At 60.7% G+C, this 18,976-nt stretch carries 18 protein-coding genes; 10 read left to right on the forward strand and 8 right to left on the reverse strand.

All coding sequences use genetic code 11. The features are described from left to right. Positions 1-8 precede the first annotated feature (8 nt). From etfA to AB4O40_RS15425, 5 genes are all read right to left on the reverse strand, one after another. Positions 9-1,229: an electron transfer flavoprotein subunit alpha gene (gene etfA / locus AB4O40_RS15405; RefSeq protein WP_223541345.1), complete on the reverse strand. Its 1,221-nt coding sequence runs from the start codon at positions 1,227-1,229 to the stop codon at positions 9-11. Next, on the reverse strand, positions 1,229-3,178 hold the full coding sequence (dgcB, locus tag AB4O40_RS15410) for a dimethylglycine demethylation protein DgcB (protein ID WP_223541344.1): 1,950 nt from the start codon (positions 3,176-3,178) through the stop codon (positions 1,229-1,231). Before dgcB ends, etfA begins: the two co-directional genes overlap by 1 nt. Before the next feature lie 95 nt (positions 3,179-3,273). Continuing rightward, on the reverse strand, positions 3,274-5,334 hold the full coding sequence (gene dgcA / locus AB4O40_RS15415) for a dimethylglycine demethylation protein DgcA (protein WP_056726570.1): 2,061 nt from the start codon (positions 5,332-5,334) through the stop codon (positions 3,274-3,276). Between the two features lie 15 nt (positions 5,335-5,349). After that, positions 5,350-5,880 (reverse strand): DUF5943 domain-containing protein, encoded by a 531-nt coding sequence (locus AB4O40_RS15420; protein ID WP_056726569.1) that lies wholly within the window; start codon positions 5,878-5,880, stop codon positions 5,350-5,352. Between the two features lie 78 nt (positions 5,881-5,958). Then, positions 5,959-6,936: a dipeptidase gene (locus tag AB4O40_RS15425; protein WP_032829497.1), complete on the reverse strand. Its 978-nt coding sequence runs from the start codon at positions 6,934-6,936 to the stop codon at positions 5,959-5,961. Between the two features lie 235 nt (positions 6,937-7,171). On the opposite strand from AB4O40_RS15425, the gene AB4O40_RS15430 reads away from it, so the two are divergent. The 4 genes from AB4O40_RS15430 to AB4O40_RS15445 all read left to right on the forward strand — a co-directional run bounded on the left by AB4O40_RS15430 (position 7,172) and on the right by AB4O40_RS15445 (position 8,797). Continuing rightward, positions 7,172-7,573 carry a lysozyme inhibitor LprI family protein gene (locus AB4O40_RS15430; RefSeq protein ID WP_056726568.1) on the forward strand — a complete coding sequence of 134 codons (402 nt, stop codon included), beginning with the start codon at positions 7,172-7,174 and terminating at the stop codon, positions 7,571-7,573. A 212-nt stretch (positions 7,574-7,785) separates the two neighbouring features. Next, positions 7,786-8,040: a type II toxin-antitoxin system RelE family toxin gene (locus AB4O40_RS15435; protein ID WP_056726567.1), complete on the forward strand. Its 255-nt coding sequence runs from the start codon at positions 7,786-7,788 to the stop codon at positions 8,038-8,040. Then, positions 8,024-8,347: a helix-turn-helix domain-containing protein gene (locus tag AB4O40_RS15440; RefSeq protein ID WP_056726566.1), complete on the forward strand. Its 324-nt coding sequence runs from the start codon at positions 8,024-8,026 to the stop codon at positions 8,345-8,347. Before AB4O40_RS15435 ends, AB4O40_RS15440 begins: the two co-directional genes overlap by 17 nt. Before the next feature lie 33 nt (positions 8,348-8,380). Next, on the forward strand, positions 8,381-8,797 hold the full coding sequence (locus AB4O40_RS15445; protein ID WP_056726565.1) for a DUF3010 family protein: 417 nt from the start codon (positions 8,381-8,383) through the stop codon (positions 8,795-8,797). A gap of 77 nt (positions 8,798-8,874) precedes the next feature. Here the strand turns inward: AB4O40_RS15445 and AB4O40_RS15450 are convergent, their stop codons facing one another. Continuing rightward, complete coding sequence (locus AB4O40_RS15450; RefSeq protein WP_056726564.1) at positions 8,875-9,819, reverse strand: GlxA family transcriptional regulator; 945 nt, start codon at positions 9,817-9,819, stop codon at positions 8,875-8,877. Positions 9,820-10,043: 224 nt separating this feature from the next. Here AB4O40_RS15450 and AB4O40_RS15455 point away from each other — a divergent pair, with 224 nt between their 5' ends. The 6 genes from AB4O40_RS15455 to AB4O40_RS15480 all read left to right on the forward strand — a co-directional run bounded on the left by AB4O40_RS15455 (position 10,044) and on the right by AB4O40_RS15480 (position 15,545). Further along, entirely contained in the window at positions 10,044-10,988 is a 945-nt protein-coding gene (locus AB4O40_RS15455) for a choline ABC transporter substrate-binding protein (protein ID WP_414913435.1), read from the forward strand. Positions 10,989-11,082: 94 nt separating this feature from the next. Next, positions 11,083-11,970, forward strand: coding sequence for a beta-keto acid cleavage family enzyme (locus tag AB4O40_RS15460; protein WP_056726562.1), 888 nt, complete (start codon positions 11,083-11,085; stop codon positions 11,968-11,970). Positions 11,971-12,111: 141 nt separating this feature from the next. Then, positions 12,112-13,077: an L-carnitine dehydrogenase gene (locus AB4O40_RS15465; RefSeq protein ID WP_460053884.1), complete on the forward strand. Its 966-nt coding sequence runs from the start codon at positions 12,112-12,114 to the stop codon at positions 13,075-13,077. A gap of 151 nt (positions 13,078-13,228) precedes the next feature. Further along, positions 13,229-13,705, forward strand: coding sequence for a thioesterase family protein (locus AB4O40_RS15470; RefSeq protein ID WP_056726561.1), 477 nt, complete (start codon positions 13,229-13,231; stop codon positions 13,703-13,705). 13 nt (positions 13,706-13,718) lie between these two features. After that, positions 13,719-14,882 carry a gamma-butyrobetaine dioxygenase gene (locus AB4O40_RS15475; RefSeq protein ID WP_056726560.1) on the forward strand — a complete coding sequence of 388 codons (1,164 nt, stop codon included), beginning with the start codon at positions 13,719-13,721 and terminating at the stop codon, positions 14,880-14,882. A 399-nt stretch (positions 14,883-15,281) separates the two neighbouring features. Continuing rightward, positions 15,282-15,545: a hypothetical protein gene (locus AB4O40_RS15480; protein ID WP_056726559.1), complete on the forward strand. Its 264-nt coding sequence runs from the start codon at positions 15,282-15,284 to the stop codon at positions 15,543-15,545. 98 nt (positions 15,546-15,643) lie between these two features. Here AB4O40_RS15480 and gbdR read toward each other — a convergent pair whose 3' ends face one another. Together gbdR and AB4O40_RS15490 are read right to left on the reverse strand one after the other, a co-directional pair. Further along, on the reverse strand, positions 15,644-16,747 hold the full coding sequence (gene gbdR / locus AB4O40_RS15485) for a choline metabolism transcriptional regulator GbdR (RefSeq protein ID WP_007975492.1): 1,104 nt from the start codon (positions 16,745-16,747) through the stop codon (positions 15,644-15,646). 538 nt (positions 16,748-17,285) lie between these two features. After that, positions 17,286-18,662: an L-serine ammonia-lyase gene (locus AB4O40_RS15490; RefSeq protein WP_056726558.1), complete on the reverse strand. Its 1,377-nt coding sequence runs from the start codon at positions 18,660-18,662 to the stop codon at positions 17,286-17,288. Between the last annotated feature and the right edge of the window lie 314 nt (positions 18,663-18,976).

Consider the following 18,976-nt stretch of genomic DNA (forward strand, 5'->3'; position numbering starts at 1 on the left):
TCCTTCCCTTAAGCCGCATCGCGCTTTGCGTCGTTGCGGTAAACCTCTACCGCCTCGATCAAGGCTTGAAGAATTTCCGCGCTCTCGCCGATCACCGAGAGGTCCGCGCGCTTGATCATGTCGCAGCCGGGGTCGAGGTTGATCGCCACCACCTTGTCGCAGGCACCAATGCCTTGCAGGTGCTGGATCGCCCCGGAAATCCCCACCGCCACATAGACCCGTGCGGTGACCCAGGTACCGGATGCGCCGACTTGGCGGTCGCGGGCCATGAAGCCGTCGTCCACCGCCACCCGCGATGCGCCTTCGGTCGCGCCGAGGGCTTCGGCGGTCCTGTGGAAAAGGCCCCAGTCCTTGACCCCGTTGCCGCCGGAGAAGATGAACTCGGCTTCGGCCATGGGAATTGCCGCCGGATCGACGGCCACCGCGCCCAGATCTTCGATCCGCGACAGGCTGCGCGCCACGGTTGTGGATAACTCCACGGGCAAGGCTTCGTGACGGGTTTCACTGACCGGTTCGGCGCACTCGACAGCCGCCAGAATCAATCGCGCCAGCGGACGGGCAAGATCTTGCAGACCCGCGCCGGCGCGGCCGATGCACTCCTGATCCTTGACCTGCCAGACCCGCGTGGCCGGGCGCTCGCCCAGTGCCGCGGCAAAACGTCGACCGAGTTCGCCACCACCGCTGCGGCTGTCCGGCAGCAACCAGTGACGCGGACTGAACTGGTTATCCACAGCCCGCAGCCCCTGGACCCGTTGTTCCGGTGCATAACCGCTGAATTCTTCGCCTTCCAGCACCAACAGGCGGTCGACGCCTGCCGTGGCGAAGGCGTTTTCCTTGTGTTCGCCGAACACCACGGCCAGCACTGCGCCGTCCTTGCCGGCCAGTTGATGGGCCAGGCCCAGCAGGTCACGGTCGTGGCTGCTCAAGCGGCCACCGACCATATCCGGCACCACGCTGATGTAAAACGCCGGCGCGGTCACCTGATGTAGCGGCAATTGCACTTCAACAGCGGCTGAACGTTTTGTCGCTCCACCCTGCTGAGCGCCGCTACGGTCGATACGCTTGATGCCATTGGGACCAATGAAACCGATGCCATGGGGATTTTTGCGGATGACGCCGTTAGGCCCCATCCAGCTGTGTTGCGCCGGCTGCATGGCTGCGTGCAGCGGGTGCAGACGGTTGCGGGCAATCCATTCGGCCCGAGGGTCGCGGCGGATAATGTCGCTCATCAGTGCACCTCCGCAGGTTCACGTTTGGCCGGTGCCGAAGGCTTTCCCGGCGCGGCGTCTTCGAGCAGCGCATCAGCCACCAGTTCGGCGATGTCCTTGATCATCGGCCGGGGTTCGACCACGCCTTCAAGCATCGCGGTGCATTGTGGACAACCCACGGCCACCAGTTCGGCGCCGGTTTCGCGGATGTCTTCCATGCGCATGTCGGGAATGCGCTGCTTGCCCGGAATGTCGGTGATCGGCGCGCCGCCACCACCGCCGCAGCAGCGGGAGCGGAAACCGGAACGTTGCATCTCTTTCACTTCGATCCCGAGGGCGCGCAGGACCTGACGCGGCGCCTCGTATTCGCCGTTGTAGCGGCCGAGGTAGCACGGGTCGTGGTAGGTCACGCTGTCGCCTTTGTGCTGACCGAGGTTCAGCGCGCCAGCATCAATGATTTCCGCCATGTAGGTGCTGTGGTGCTGCACCAGGTAGTTGCCATCGAAGGCGCCGTACTCGTTTTTCAGCACGTGGAAGCTGTGCGGATCGCAGGTGACGATGCGGTTGAAGCTGTACTTGGCCAGGGTCTGGATGTTGCGTTTGGCCAACAGCTGGAAGGTCGCTTCGTCGCCCAGACGTCGGGCCACATCCCCGCTATCGCGCTCTTCGAGGCCGAGGACGGCGAAGTCGATTTTCGCCGCTTTGAGCACTTTGACGAAGGCGCGCAGGGTGCGCTGGTTGCGCATGTCGAAGGCGCCATCGCCAACCCAGAACAGCACGTCGGTGGATTTCTTTTCGCTCAGCAGATTGAGGTTCAAGTCTGCTGCCCAGTTCATCCGCCCGCCCGGCGCGAAACCGCCCGGGTTGTCGGTGGCGATCAGATTTTCCAGGACTTCGGCACCCTTGTTCGGAGTCGCGCCTTTTTCCAGGGTTAGATGGCGGCGCATGTCGACGATGGCATCGACGTGCTCGATCATCATCGGGCATTCCTCGACGCAGGCACGGCAGGTGGTGCACGACCACAGGGTTTCGGCGTCCACCAGACCGTTGACGATCGGTTGATGCGGATTGCCCCCGTGTTCGCCTATCGGCTTGCCCGGATACGGGCTGCCGGCGAATTTTGCATCGGTGCCACCGGCCAGGCCGACGACCATGTCCTGAATCAGTTTTTTCGGGTTCAGCGGCTGACCGGCGGCGAAGGCCGGGCACGCTGCTTCGCATTTACCGCACTGCACGCAGGCGTCGAAGCCGAGCAATTGGTTCCAGGTAAAATCCTTGGGTTTTTCCACGCCCAGTGGCGCGGTCGGGTCGTTCAAGTCCAGAGGCTTGAGGCCCGTGGAACGACCGCCACCGAAGCGTTCGGCGCGACGGTGCCAGGCCAGGTGCAGCGCACCGGCGAAGGCGTGCTTCATCGGCCCGCCCCAGGTCATGCCGAAGAACAGTTCCGACACGCCCCACAACACGCCTACCCCGAGAACCGCCGCCACCAGCCAGCCACCGAAGTTTTCCGGGAGGATCCCGGCCACCGGCAGGGTCAACAGGAAGAACGAGACCGAGAACGCCAGCAAGCTTTTCGGCAGGCGCATCCACGGGCCTTTCGACAAGCGCGACGGAGGGTTGCGCCGACGCAGGTAAACAAAGATCGCTCCGACGAACATCACCGCTGTCATCAGCAGCAGCGCATAGCCGAGGAAACGGTTATGCAGGCCGAAACCATGCACCAGAATCGCCAGCACGATGGACGCCACCGCACCGCCGGCCGTGGCGACGTGGGTGTTGGCAATGTATTTGTCTCGCGCCACCACATGGTGCAAGTCGACCATGTAGCGCTTGGGCATGGCGAACAGGCCGCCGATCAGGTCGACTTTCGAAGCCCGGCCCCGGCGCCACATGGCCACCCGCCGCAACGCGCCCAGGACACCAAGGCCCAGGGCGGCGAACAACAGGATTGGAAGAAGGGTGTTCAACATGGTGAAGCTCCCACCAGTACATCTTGGAGAAACACGGTCGGTGTGTAGGAGCTGCCGCAGGCTGCGGCAGCTCCTACACAGGGGGTGTCAAAACCTTAGAAATCCTTGCACAACCGCAGCGCGTCGTAGATCGCCGCATGCACGTTGCGCTGTGCCACGCAGTCACCGATGCGGAACAGCAGGTAGCCGTCGCCGCTCTGCTCCAGGCAAGGTTGCGGCTTGATCGCGAACAAGGCTTCGACGTCGATCTGGCCTTTGTTGCGCGAGCCTTCCTTCAAGGCGTAGTAGATTTCCTCGTCCGGGCGCACACCGTTTTCGATGACCACCTGGTCCACCACCCGCTCCTCTTTGGCACCGGTGTATTCGTTTTCCAGCACTGCAACCAGCTTGTCGCCTTCGCGGTAAACCTTCTCCAGCATCATGTCGCCGGTCATGATCACTTCTTTCGGGTACATGCTGCGGTAGTACGTCGGGAACGACGTGCCGCCAATCGCCACGCCCGGCTTGATGTCGTCGGTGACGATTTCGACCTGGCTGCCCTTGTCCGCAATGAAGTCCGCGGTAGACATGCCGGTGAACTCGCAAATGGTGTCGTAAACCAGCACGTTCTTGCCAGGCAGAACCTTGCCGTCGAGCACATCCCAGCTGCTGACCACCAGACCTTCAGCCGCACCCCAGTGTTCGTTCTGCTCGATGAACGGATGTCCACCGACGGCCAGCACCACCACGTCTGGACGCAGGTCCATGATGGTCGGCGCATCCGCCGCAGTGCCCAGGCGCAGATCGACTTTCAACCGAGCCAGCTCCAACTGGTACCAGCGGGTGATACCGGCGATCTGATCCCGTTGTGGTGCTTTCGAAGCGGTGGTGATTTGGCCGCCGATGAATTCTTTCTTCTCGAACAGGGTCACGTTGTGGCCACGTTCGGCGGCAACGCGAGCGGCTTCCATCCCCGCAGGGCCAGCGCCAACTACCACCACTTTGCGTTTCACGCCGGTGGTTTTTTCAATGATGTGTGGCAGGCCCATGTATTCACGGGAAGTTGCGGCGTTCTGGATGCACAACACATCCAGACCCTGGTATTGACGGTCGATGCAGTAGTTGGCCCCGACGCACTGCTTGATCTGGTCGATCTGGCCCATCTTGATCTTGGCGATCAGGTGCGGGTCGGCGATGTGGGCGCGGGTCATGCCGACCATGTCGACGTAGCCACCTTCCAGAATGCGCGTGGCCTGGTTCGGGTCCTTGATGTTCTGCGCGTGCAGCACCGGAACCTTGACCACCTCCTTGATCCCGGCCGCCAGGTGCAGGAACGGCTCGGGCGGGTAGCTCATGTTCGGAATCACGTTGGCCAGGGTGTTGTGAGTGTCGCAACCCGAGCCGACGACGCCGATGAAATCGAGCATGCCGGTGTCGTCGTAATATTTGGCGATCTGCTTCATGTCTTCGTGGGACAGGCCGTCCGGGTGGAACTCATCACCGCAGATGCGCATGCCTACGCAGAAGTCGTCACCGACCTCGGCGCGCACGGCTTTCAAGACTTCCAGGCCGAACTTCATGCGGCCTTCGAAGGTACCGCCCCATTCGTCGGTACGCTTGTTGACGCGCGGGCTCCAGAACTGGTCGATCATGTGCTGGTGCACAGCCGACAATTCCACGCCGTCCAGGCCACCGGCCTTGGCACGACGCGCAGCCTGCGCATAGTTGCCGATCACCCGCCAGATTTCTTCCGGCTCGATGGTCTTGCAAGTGGCACGGTGCACCGGCTCACGCACGCCCGACGGCGACATCAACGTTGGCCAGTTAAAGCCGTCCCAACGCGAGCGACGACCCATGTGGGTAATCTGGATCATGATCTTGGCGCCGTGCTTGTGCATGGCATCGGCCAGATTCTGGAAGTGCGGAATGATGCGGTCGGTGGACAGGTTCACCGAGCTCCACCACTCCTGCGGGCTGTCGATCGCCACGACGGACGAGCCGCCACAAATCGCCAGGCCGATCCCGCCCTTGGCTTTCTCTTCGTAATACTTGACGTACCGGTCGGTGGTCATGCCGCCGTCGGTGGCATAGACCTCGGCGTGCGCGGTGCTGAGCACGCGGTTGCGGATGGTCAGTTTGCCGATCTGGATCGGCTGGAACATTGCTTCGAAAGCCATGGCGGGTTCCTCGACTTACAACGGCTTGACGGTGAACAAGCCGTCTTCGTGACCCTCTTCGGAGCCACCGTAGACTTGTTCGGCCACGGTACGGATCTTGCTGCCGCGAGCGGCGAGGATCTGGTCCATCGCCCCTGCAAACCAGCCAGTGAACATGTAGTCGACCTTGCGCCCGACTTTGCCGTACACGTAGACGAATGCCGAGTGTTCGAGCTTGACGCTCGCGGTGCCTTTGTCGAGGTCAATGTCCTGGATCTTGAACAGCCCCCAGCCGCGCTGCGACAGGCGCTTCATGTAGTGCTCGAACACCGCGACGCCTTCCAGGCCATGGCATTCGGCTTCTTTTTCACACCAGTGCCAGGCGGACTTGTAGCCGGCCTTGTAGAGGATTTCGGCGTAGGCTTCAGCGCCCAGCACTTCCTCGATGCCCATGTGGTTGTTGACGAAGAAATGGCGCGGCACGTACAGCATCGGCAAGGCGTCGGAGGTCCAGATACCGGTTTCACTGTCGACTTCGATTGGCAATTGAGGGGCGATCTTGGCCATGAAAACTTAACTCCAGAAAATTTGTTGTGTTGCCCGCTGCACGAACGGCAGCGGGAAAGGATTCAGAGATGCGGCGGCTTATTCGCCCCAAACGTCCTTGAGGACGTTGACCCAGTTCTCGCCCATGATTTTGCGCACTACCCGCTCGGAGTGGCCGCGCTTGAGCAGGGTCTCGGTCAGGTTCGGGAACTCGCCCACGGTGCGGATACCCAGCGGGTTGATGATCTTGCCGAAGCTGGTCAGGCGGCGGGCATAGCCCTTGTCGTGGGTCAGGTATTCGAAGAAGTCCTGGCCATGGCCCTGGGTGAAGTCGGTACCGATGCCGATGGCGTCTTCGCCGACGATATTCATCACGTACTCGATGGCTTCGGCGTAGTCGTCGATGGTCGAATCGATACCCTTGGCCAGGAACGGCGCGAACATGGTCACGCCGACAAAACCACCGTGGTCGGCAATGAACTTGAGTTCTTCATCGGACTTGTTGCGCGGGTGCTCCTTGAGCCCCGACGGCAGGCAGTGGGAGTAGCAGACCGGCTTCTTCGATTCGAGGATGACTTCTTCGGAAGTCTTGGAACCGACGTGGGACAGGTCGCACATCACGCCAACCCGGTTCATCTCGGCGACGATTTCGCGACCGAAGCCCGACAGGCCGCCGTCACGCTCGTAGCAGCCGGTGCCCACCAGGTTCTGGGTGTTGTAGCACATCTGCACGATACCGACGCCAAGCTGCTTGAAGACTTCGACATAGCCGATCTGGTCTTCAAAGGCGTGGGCATTCTGGAAGCCGAAAAGGATGCCGGTCTTGCCCTGCTCCTTGGCTTTACGGATATCGGCGGTGGTGCGGACCGGAATCACCAGGTCGCTGTTCTCGCGGATCAGCTTCTGGCTGGCAGCGATGTTGTTGACAGTGGCCTGGAAGCCCTCCCACACCGACACGGTGCAGTTGGCCGCGGTCAGACCGCCTTTGCGCATGTCTTCAAACAGCTCGCGGTTCCACTTGGCAATAATCAGCCCGTCGATAACGATGCTGTCGGCGTGCAATTCGGCTGGGCTCATCAGGCTGTCCCCTATTAGCGATTCATGCGCCGAATCGTGTGCCGGCGCTTTGGGGCCAGCATATGCCTCGGTGCAGGGGCAGCCGGGTGCAAAAACGACAGGGGGTTTGCCGAAAGCGTCAATCCGCGACAAAGGGTCGTCGCCAGGCACAATCTCCGACCTGTTCAAGGCCCTCGGCTTGGGCCAGAATTCGCCGCATCACTGGATGCTTCACTGGACAAGAGCGGCGACGATAATGAAATCGATCATTCTGGCAATGGCACTGATTGCGACCGGCGTACACGCAGCGCAGGTGTCCGACGACAACCCGTGCGACAAAGTCGAAAACGACATCCAGACCCTGGAATGCTCGGCCTTCAGCAAAACCTCCGCCGAAGATCTGCTCAAGGAAAACCTCCAGGGCCTGACCGAGCGCATGCAGTCGCAGTACGGCAAAAACCCGTCGCAACTGGCCGACATCACCGCCAGGATCAAAGCCGCCCAACAGCAATGGCTGAAGACCCGCGACGCAGACTGCGCCGTCGAAACCTTCCCGGCCACCGCCGGCAGCAAGGCGCTCACCATTGCCCAAAACGATTGTGTGGCACGGATGAGTGATGAACGGTCGGAGTTTTTGGAGTCGATTGGGCAGGAATAGTCCTGAGTATCCCGCTGAAAGCTGGCGCTACCACCAGCTTTCAATCGCCAAAAAACCTTCTCCCACAAAGCGCTCTGCTCTGACCTACAGCTTCTGTCCAAAGCTGCTGCTCTGCGGACCTTTCACGCAACATGCCGACAAATGTTGCTGATGGCCAAGCATAAAAATATAAGTAAAGATTCGCAAATCTTATAAAAGACTTATATTCTTCCATGAACAGCATTCACTGGACTCGAAAGGCCGTTAAGCAACTCTTGAGATTGCATTCCGTTCACCAGATTCAGGTTCGTGATGCCATCACGGCGCTCGCTGGCATGCCTGAGGCAGGCAATGTCAAAGCACTGGTCGGTCATGACTACGCTTATCGGCTGCGTGTCGGTAATTACCGGGTCATGTTTGATTGGGATGGCGCGATCAAAGTGGTCAGTATTCAAGAGGTCAAAAAACGCGATGAACGCACCTACTGACATTCAAATCATCAACGACGCCGAAGGCAATCCAGCCTTCGTGGTCATTCCCTATGCACAATACGTGGCGCAGAAAATCGAGCCCGACTTGATCCCCCATGAGGTAGTGAGCCGTATCGTCGATGGCGCTACCCCTATCCGCGCCTGGCGCGAACATTTGAACCTTACCCAGGATGAAGTAGCCAAACGCATGGGCATAACCCAGCCTGCCTTTGCCCAACAGGAAACAGTCGCCAAGCCCCGTAAAGCCACTCGCGAAAAAATCGCTTTGGCGTTTGGCATCACGGCCAGCCAGCTTGAGCTGTAAGCTGCATACCCTCTGTCACTAATGGGATTGAACATGAAAGTCTGCGGCATCGAAATCAAAGGCAGCGAAGCGATCATCGCCGTGGCCACGCTGGACGGTCAGGCGCTGAGCCATGTCGCGCTCGCAACCAAGAAAATTGCCCTGGACGATGACGACGAAGCCGCCAATGTCAAAGTGTTCGCCGCTCAGGTCGCTTCGTTTGTCCGTGAGAATTCCATCGACCGCATTGCGATCAAGAAGCGCAGCAAGAAAGGCGAGTTCGCCGGCGGGCCGACGACATTCAAGATCGAAGGGGTTTTCCAGTTGCAGGAGAATTGCGAGGTGACCCTGCTGTCGCCGCAGACCATCAATGCCCAGGCTAAAAAGCACAATTTCGAACTGCCAGGGACGCTGAACAAGTATCAGCATGAGGCTTACAAAGCGGCGTGTTCGGCGTTGGTGAAGAAATAAGATCAAAAGATCGCAGCCTTCGGCAGCTCCTACAGGAGATCTCATGTAAGAGCTGCCGAAGGCTGCGATCTTTTAATTTATGCCTTGGCAGTACGCCGGTCTTCCCTCGGGCACCGCTCATATTTCGCCCGATAACTGCGGGTGAAGTACGACGGCGATTCAAATCCGCAGGCAATGCTCACCTCCAGCACACTCATGTCCGTCTGCCGTAGCAACTGCCGGGCCTTTTCCAGCCGTAAGCGCAGGTAGAAATTACTCGGTGTGTCGTTCAGATGCAGGCGAAACAGGCGCTCCAGCTGTCGCCGCGTCACCTTGATCGATTCAGCCAGTTCCAGCGTGCTCAGGGGCGGTTCGCTGTGCTGCTCCATCTCGCCAATCACATGCACCAGCTTCTTGTTGCTGATGCCATAGCGCGTGGCGACTTCCATGCGCTGGTGGTCTTTGCGCGGGCGGATGCGGCCAAGCACGAATTGTTCGCTGACCTGGATCGCAAGATCAGGGCCGTAGGCCTGGGCGATCAGATCCAGCATCAGATCAATGGAAGCAGTGCCGCCAGCGGAGGTGATGCGGCGGCGGTCGATCTCGAACAGCTCCTGAGTAACGCTGAGCTGTGGATAAGATTCCTTGAAGGCATCGATGGCTTCCCAGTGCAGGGTCAGGCGATGACCATCGAGCAAACCGGCCTCGGCGAGGATGAAACTGCCGGTGTCGATGGCGCCGAGCGTCACGCCTTCGTGGTCCAGGCGGCGCAGCCAGTGTTCCAGCGCCGGGGTGGTGAACTTCAGGGGCTCGAAACCGGCGACCACCAGAAGCGTCGCGCCTTTTTTCAACGGCTCCAGCGCCGCATCGGCGTTGACCGACATGCCGTTACTGGCCAGCACCGCCCCGCCATCGGCGCTCAGCACATGCCAGCGGTACAGTTCGCCGCGAAAGCGATTGGCGACCCGCAACGGCTCGATGGCCGAGATAAATCCGATGGCCGAGAAACCCGGCATCAACAAGAAGTAGAAATCCTGGGACATGGAGCGCACTCGCTTAGCAGGTAACAGGAGGCCAGGTAACGAGAGGGCGGGCAGCGTAGGGAGTTGATACGCCAGTTGCGAGCGGCATTCAAGGGGGCAGGTCGCTGCAGTGCAAGAGCTGGTCGCCGCAGTGCGCTTTCATCGGTGCTTTGCTGCGTAACTTGGCATCACCGGCGCATCAGACACCGGAACTCACAATAAACGAACTGCCGAGGAACCTGAGAATGAAACGACTGATCAGCAGCTGTGTTCTTGCACTCAGTGGTACCGCTTTACTGAGCGCCAGTGTCATGGCCGCCGAACCCGCCGCATGCCAGAACGTGCGCATGGGTGTAGTGAACTGGACCGACGTGATCGCCACCAGTGCCATGACCCAGGTATTGCTCGATGGCCTCGGCTACAGCACCAAACAAACCAGCGCCTCCCAGCAAATCATCTTCGCCGGGATCCGCGACCAGCGTCTGGACCTGTTCCTCGGCTACTGGAACCCGCTGATGACCCAGACCATCACCCCGTTCGTCGACGCCAAACAGGTCAAGGTGCTTGAGGCGCCAAGCCTGCAGGACGCCCGCGCGACTCTCGCCGTGCCGACCTACCTCGCCGACAAGGGCCTGAAAACCTTCGCCGACATCGCCAAGTTCGAAAAAGAACTGGGCGGCAAGATCTACGGCATCGAGCCTGGCTCGGGCGCCAACACCCAGATCAAGGCAATGATCTCCAAGAACCAGTTCGGCCTCGGCAAGTTCCAGCTGGTCGAATCCAGCGAAGCCGGCATGCTCGCCGCCGTGGATCGCGCCGTACGTCGCAACGAAGCCGTGGTGTTCTTCGGCTGGGCGCCGCACCCAATGAACGTCAACGTCAAGATGACCTACCTCACCGGCAGCGACGACGCCCTCGGCCCGAACGAAGGCAAGGCCACCGTGTGGACCGTCACCGCGCCGACATATACCGAACAATGCCCGAACATCGGTCGCCTGCTGAGCAACCTGACGTTCACCGCCGAAGACGAGAGCCGGATGATGCAGCCGCTGCTGGATCACAAGGACGCTTTCGAGTCGGCCAAACAATGGCTCAAGGATCACCCGCAGGACAAAAAGCGCTGGCTTGAAGGCGTCACCACCTTCGATGGCAAGCCGGCCGCTGAAAACCTGCAACTGACCAGTAAATAAACCCGAACGAACCACCGACTCGCAGCCCCGACGGGCTGCGAACGGGACCACCACGCCTGGCCAAAGCCAAAACTCGCCTGTAAGGAACCGCCAAATGAACCACGACGTCATCATCACCTGCGCACTCACCGGTGCTGGCGACACGACCGCCAAGAGCCCACACGTGCCGGTCACCCCGAAACAGATCGCCGCTGCCGCCGTGGAAGCCGCCAAGGCCGGCGCCACCGTGGTTCACTGCCATGTGCGTGACCCGCAAACCGGCAAGTTCAGCCGTGACGTGGCGCTGTACCGCGAAGTGATGGAGCGCATCCGCGAGGCGGACGTCGACATCATCGTCAACCTCACCGCTGGCATGGGCGGCGACCTGGAGATCGGTGCCGGCGAGAACCCGATGGAGTTCGGCCCGAATACCGACCTGGTCGGCCCGCTGACCCGCCTGGCCCACGTCGAAGAACTGCTGCCGGAAATCTGCACCCTCGACTGCGGCACCCTGAACTTCGGCGACGGCGACACCATTTACGTCTCCACCCCGGCCCAGCTGCGTGCCGGTGCCAAACGCATTCAAGAGCTGGGCGTTAAAGCCGAGCTGGAAATCTTCGACACTGGCCACCTGTGGTTCGCCAAGCAGATGATCAAGGAAGGCCTGCTCGACAACCCGTTGTTCCAACTGTGCCTGGGCATCCCTTGGGGCGCTCCCGCAGACACCACCACCATGAAAGCCATGGTCGACAACCTGCCGGCCGACGCGGTCTGGGCCGGTTTCGGTATCGGTCGCATGCAGATGCCGATGGCGGCGCAAGCGGTGTTGCTCGGCGGCAACGTGCGGGTCGGGCTGGAAGACAACCTGTGGCTGGACAAGGGCGTGCTGGCGACCAACGGCCAACTGGTCGAGCGCGCCGGCGAAATCCTCAGCCGCCTCGGTGCCCGCATCCTGACCCCGGCTGAAGGCCGGGCAAAAATGGGCCTGACCAAGCGCGGTTGATCCGAACCTACACATACCCTTGTGGGAGCGGGCTTGCCCGCGAAAGCGGTGGTTCTACCGCTGAAGATTCGTCGGATGTACCGGCCTCTTCGCGGGCAAGCCCGCTCCCACAGGGTTCTTCGAACTCTTCAGGAAACCACCATGAGCTTTATCACCGAAATCAAAACCTTCGCCGCGCTGGGCAGCGGTGTCATCGGCAGCGGCTGGGTGTCCCGCGCCCTCGCCCATGGCCTGGATGTCGTGGCCTGGGATCCGGCCCCCGGCGCCGAAGCCGCCTTGCGCAAACGCGTCGCCAATGCCTGGGGCGCGCTGGAGAAACAAGGTCTGGCGCCGGGTGCATCGCAAGATCGCCTGCGCTTTGTCGCGACCATCGAAGAGTGCGTGCGCGATGCCGATTTCATCCAGGAGAGCGCCCCGGAACGACTGGAGCTGAAACTGGAGCTGCACAGCAAAATCAGCGCGGCAGCCAAGCCCAATGCGTTGATCGGCTCCAGCACTTCCGGGCTGTTGCCGAGCGAGTTCTACGAGAGCGCCACGCACCCGGAACGTTGCATGGTCGGTCATCCGTTCAACCCGGTTTACCTGCTGCCATTGGTGGAAGTGGTCGGCGGTAAAAACACTGCCCCTGAAGCAGTGCAAGCGGCCATGAAAGTCTATGAATCCCTGGGAATGCGCCCGCTGCACGTGCGCAAGGAAGTGCCGGGCTTCATCGCCGACCGCCTGCTCGAAGCGCTGTGGCGTGAGGCTCTGCACCTGGTCAACGACGGCGTGGCGACCACCGGCGAAATCGACGACGCGATCCGTTTTGGCGCGGGTTTGCGCTGGTCGTTCATGGGCACGTTCCTGACCTACACCCTGGCCGGTGGCGATGCCGGCATGCGCCACTTCATGGCACAGTTCGGCCCGGCGTTGCAATTGCCGTGGACCTACCTGCCGGCACCGGAGTTGACCGACAAGCTGATCGACGACGTGGTCGATGGCACCAGCGATCAATTGGGCAAACACAGCATTTCGGCGCTGGAGCGCTATCGTGATGACTGCCTGCTGGCGGTGCTGGAGGCGGTAAAGACCACCAAAGAGAAGCATGGGATGGCTTTCAGCGAGTAACCCCTAGGCTTGGGGCCAACAGCACTGGCCTCTTCGCGAGCAAGTCGAATCGTCGCACCGCCGCTCCCACATTGGAATGCATTCCCCCTGTGGGAGCTGGCTTGCTCGCGAAAGCGGCAGTCCAGTCACTCTATAAATTGGATCAGAAACCATGCCCACCCTCACCACCTACCAAACCACCATCATCCCCGACTGGGTCGACTACAACGGCCACCTGCGCGACGCCTTCTACCTGCTGATCTTCAGCTACGCCACCGATGCCCTGATGGATCGCCTGGGTCTGGACAGCAACAGCCGCGAGGCCAGCGGCAACTCGCTGTTCACCCTCGAACTGCACCTCAATTACCTGCACGAAGTGAAGCTCGACGCCCAGGTCGAAGTGCACACCCAAATCATCGCCCACGACAGCAAGCGCGTGCACCTCTATCACAGCCTGCATCTGGTCGGTGAAGCCCAGGAGCTCGCAGGCAACGAACAGATGCTGCTGCACGTGGATCTCGCCGGGCCGCGTTCGGCGCCGTTCAGCGAACAGTCGTTGGGCCGCTTGCAAGCCATCGTTGCCGAACAGGCGGACCTGCCAACACCCGGGTACATTGGCCGAGTGATCGCACTACCCCCAAAAAAATAACAAGGAGATCGCCATGAATACCGCCGCTGCATTTGCCGACTTCCGTACCTATCCGTTGATCAGCGCGCTGGCTGGCGTGCAGACCCTGGCGGACAGTGTTCTGGTGAAGTGGGCCGACGATCGCGTCAGCCCTTTCCACCATCAATGGCTGCGGGATAACTGCCCGTGCCCGCAATGCGTTTACACCGTGACCCGCGAGCAAGTACTGGAAATCGTCGACGTGGCTCAAGATCTGATGCCCGATAACGCCGGTATCGACAGCGAAGGTTGCCTGTCGGTGGCTTGGCAGGACGGCCACAGCAGCCGCTTCGACCCTGGCTGGCTGCGCGCCCACGCCTATGACGATGAATCCCGCGCCGAGCGTCAGCAGCGCAAGCCGAAAGCCAGGCTCTGGCACAGCGATTTGCAGTTGCCGGTGTTCGAGTATCAAGCGCTGATGAGCGACTCCGACGCCTTGTTGCAATGGTTGTTGGCTGTGCGGGATGTCGGATTGACCCAGGTCCGTGGCGTGCCCACCGAGCCCGGCTCCCTGAAACTGATCGCCCAGCGTATTTCCTTCATCCGCGAGAGCAATTTCGGCGTGCTGTTCAACGTGCAATCCAAGGCCGACGCAGACAGCAACGCCTACACCGCCTTCAACCTGCCGCTGCACAGCGACCTGCCGACCCGGGAGTTGCAACCGGGGCTGCAATTTTTGCATTGCCTGGTCAATGATGCCGAGGGTGGCGAGAGCATTTTTGTCGACGGTTTTGCCATTGCCGACACCTTGCGCCTGGAAGCCCCGGAGGCTTTCAAAAGCCTGTGTGAAATCCCCGTGGAGTTTCGCAATAAGGACCGCCACAGCGACTACCGCTGCCTGGCGCCGATCATCGCCCTGGATGCGTTGGGGCAGGTGTCGGAAATCCGCATGGCGAACTTTCTGCGCGGGCCGTTCGATGCTTCGGTGGAGCAGATGCCCAAGCTGTATCAGGCCTACCGGCGCTTTATCGCGATGACCCGCGAGCCTCGATTCAGGTTGATGCAGCGGCTCAATCCCGGTGAGCTGTGGTGCTTTGACAACCGCCGCACCCTGCATGCCCGCAACGCCTTCGACCCCGCCACCGGGGCGCGGCACTTCCAGGGCTGCTATGTGGACCGTGATGAGTTGTTGTCGCGGATTCTGGTGTTGCAGCGTTAAACCGCGTCATCGTTCTTCGTCGGAACGCCGCCCGGAGCAAGCCCGCTCCCACATTCGATCGCATTCCTCTGGGAGAACTCGGTCAACTGTGGGAGCGGGCTTGCTCGCGAAAGCGGTATATCAATCAACACAAAACCCACTGAATCACAGGCAAAAAAAACCCCGATCAAGCCGTGACAGGATCGAGGCAGAGGGTACTGTTGAGGAGCTGCCGTGCGAGGGTGACCAAACCTTCGTGAAGCAAGCTGAGTCCAGTGTGCCCCCTCCTTTGGCCGGCAAGTTGCCCGAAAGCGACCTGTTCATAGCCAATGCTGCCATTGCGACAATTCGTCCTTGCCGACACACGGCACCCCTACCAGAATCGAACCACGACACCGTTCCCTGAAGAAGGATTGCGTCATGATGCACGCCGATTTGATAGACCAGGAAGACCTGTTGGGCCAGCTCAAGTCGTTGGGATTCAACGTGCCCACTGGAGCCACCGCCGAGCAGGCTTGCGAGTGCGTGGTAAGGGGCTTGGACGATGCCCGGGCGTATGAACTTCGCAAGATGGTCAAGGAGATGTACACCAGCAGCGCGACGATCCTGCCGGCAGTGCGCCAGGCCATCGACAAACAATTGCTGCCGGCGTTGTCGGAGTACCAGCAAAGCCATCGCGGCTGACAGAAAATCAAAAGATCGCAGCCTTCGGCAGCTCCTACAGTTGAACCCGATCCCTGTAGGAGCTGCCGAAGGCTGCGATCTTTTAATGACGCCTTGGTTTAGAGCCTTACACTGGCAAACGTCGACTCATTGCGCGCCTGGCTCAGCGCCGACAACGGACCGGACAACGGCGACAGCACCAATGCTTGCGGCAGCGGCATCATCGCCACTTGCTGGGTGGTGTTGGACCCTACGCGCTCGTCACGCGGCGGAATGCCGAAGTATTCGCGGTAGCACTTGGAGAAGTGCGGCGTGGACACGAAGCCACAGACCGACGCCACTTCGATGATCGACATCGGCGTTTGCTTGAGCAACTGCCGCGCGCGGATCAGGCGCAGCTTGAGGTAGTAACGCGACGGCGAGCAGTGCAGGTACTTCTGGAACAGGCGCTCGAGCTGACGACGGGACACCGCGACATATACCGCCAGTTCGTCCAGGTCGATCGGTTCTTCGAGGTTGGCTTCCATCAACGCGACGATTTCCTGCAACTTCGGCTGGTTGGTGCCGAGCATGTGCTTGAGCGGCACACGCTGGTGATCCTGCTCGTTGCGGATGCGCTCGTAGACGAACATTTCCGAAATGGCCGCCGACAGCTCACGACCGTGATCGCGGCTGATCAAGTGCAGCATCATGTCCAGCGGCGCGGTGCCGCCGGAGCTGGTGAAACGGTTACGGTCGAGGGTGAACAAGCGTGTGCTCATCGCTACACGCGGGAAAGCTTCCTGCATCGCCGCCAGGCATTCCCAGTGCACGCTGCAATCAAAACCGTCGAGCAGGCCGGCGCAGGCCAGGGCCCAGCTGCCGGTGCACACCGCACCGAGGCGGCGGGACTGGCGAGCCTGGCTTTGCAGCCATGACACATGTTCGCGGGTAACAGTGCGCTGGATGCCGATACCGCCGCAGACGATGACCGTGTCCATTGGCGGCGCTTTGTGCATAGAGGCGTCGGGGGTGATCTGCAGGCCGTCACTGGCCCAGACCTGGCCGCCGTCGACGGTGAGGGTGGTCCAGCGATACAGCTCGCGACCGGACAACTGGTTGGCCATGCGCAGGGGTTCCACTGCGGAGGCCAGAGAAATCAGCGTGAAATTGTCCAACAGCAGAAAGCCGATGGATTGAGGCGCACGGTTCTGGGGTTGGGCCCCGGAGTTGAACGTCGTCATCGCGGTATCTCCTCACACAAAGCGGGTGATGGCCTCAGGCGGAGGCTCTTTTTATCGCCATCGTTCTCGCGTGGGAGACGGGCTTTGTAATGACAGAGCAATTGCCATGCCTAAATTTGAATGCGCGTTCAATAACTCCTAAAAACGACGTCGGAATGTGTCTATATATGTCTTGCAAGGCAGGGGGATTTAAATGGCCATCAGGACTGGCAAACGCCCCCGCCCACAAGCTGTGAGCAATTCGGTAGCACTTGTGGGAACGGCGTTGCGCCGCGATGGAAAGGAGTGTCACCGCAGGCACGGGTGACAGGCGGTCGAAGGCCGGTTGGCCCTCGATCAGTGGCAAGACGATTTATCTGTGAGCGACGCGCCAAAAGGTGGCGCGTTTTAAACAGGGTGTTCACTTAGCGCGCAGTTTTGACTGGTCTGGCGCTATCGCGAGCAAGCTCGCTCCCACAGGGATCGAGGTGAACACAATTTTTGTGACCGACGCAAAACCTGTGGGAGCGAGCTTGCTCGCGATGAAGGCGACGCGGTCTCAGCACTCCACCGCGCTTACCGCCAACCCACCCCGCGATGTCTCCTTATATTTGTCATGCATATCGGCACCGGTATCGCGCATGGTGCGGATCACCCGATCCAGCGAAATAAAGTGCTGGCCATCACCGCGCAATGCCATTTGCGCAGCGTTGATCGCTTTCACCGCGGCAATCGCGTTGCGCTCGATGCACGGCACCTGGACCAACCCACCCACCGGGTCGCAGGTCAGGCCGAGGTTGTGCTCCAGACCGATCTCCGCCGCGTTGCACAACTGTTCTGGCGTGGCACCAAGAATTTCCGCCAGTCCCGCCGCCGCCATGGCGCAGGCCGAACCGACTTCGCCCTGGCAGCCGACTTCGGCACCGGAGATCGAGGCGTTCTTCTTGCACAGGATTCCCACCGCCGCCGCGCCGAGGAAGTAGTCGACGACATTGGCGTCGGTCACGGCCTCGCTGAACTTCATGAAGTAGTGCAGTACCGCCGGAATGATCCCCGCCGCGCCGTTGGTCGGTGCCGTGACCATACGCCCGCCGGCGGCGTTTTCTTCGTTGACCGCCAGGGCGAACAGGTTGACCCATTCCATGGCGCTCAAGGTCGAGCCGATCACGTTGGGTTTGTTCAGTTCCTGCAGGCTGCGATGCAGCTTGGCCGCACGGCGACGCACGTTCAGCCCGCCGGGCAGGATGCCTTCGTGTTTAAGGCCTTGTTCAACGCAATCCTGCATGGCGCGCCAGAGCTTCATCAGGCCGCTGCGGATTTCATCCTCGCTGCGCCAGACTTTCTCGTTGGCCATCATTAACTCAGCCACGCGCAGCTTGTGCTTTTTACACAGCTCCAGCAGCTCGGCAGCGCTGGAAAAGTCATAAGGCAACACGGTGCGGTCGAGGTCGACAACACCGCTGGAGGCCTGCGCCTCATCGACGACAAAACCGCCGCCAACCGAATAGTAGGTGTCGCGATGCAACTCGCCGTCCTCGCCCTCGACAATCAGGGTCATGGCGTTGGGGTGGAATGGCAGGTTCTCGTCGATCAGGCGCATGTCCCGGGCCCAGATGAAGGGCACCGGCAAGCGACTGTCGAGCAGCAGCGTATCGGTCTCGCGCAGGGTGGCGATACGAATGCCGATTTGCGACGGATCGATCGCGTCCGGCCACTCGCCCATCAGGCCCATGATCACGGCATTGTCGCTGCCATGGCCGATGCCGGTGGCCGACAACGAGCCGAACAGCTGGACTTCGACACGCCGCACTTGCTCAAGCAGCCCGCGCTCACGCAGGCCCTGCACAAACAACGCCGCCGCCCGCATGGGCCCCACGGTGTGTGAACTGGAAGGGCCGATGCCGATTTTGAACAGGTCGAAAACACTGATAGCCATTACTGCCGAACTCCTGGATGGGCCCACTGCGCACGCGAAAGCGCACGGTGACGGAGCTGCTACGCTCAAGCTGCAATCCGCCGAGATGACCGCATCATCAAGCTTTTATCCAGTTGTTCGACGTCTCTAACCGACGCACTCATGCCCACCAGCGCCGCGTGTCTTTTACGCTGTGTTTTCGCCGTTTTTTTGCGGTTCAGAGGGGGAAATCGGGCTGAAAAAATCTGTAAACGACGTCACCGACACTGGATGCGACCATCCCTGTACTGGATACGACGCACCCTGTAGGCGTCAGATTTTCACTGGTACATGAT

The sequence above is a fragment of the Pseudomonas sp. S2_F07 genome, assembly GCF_054668325.1.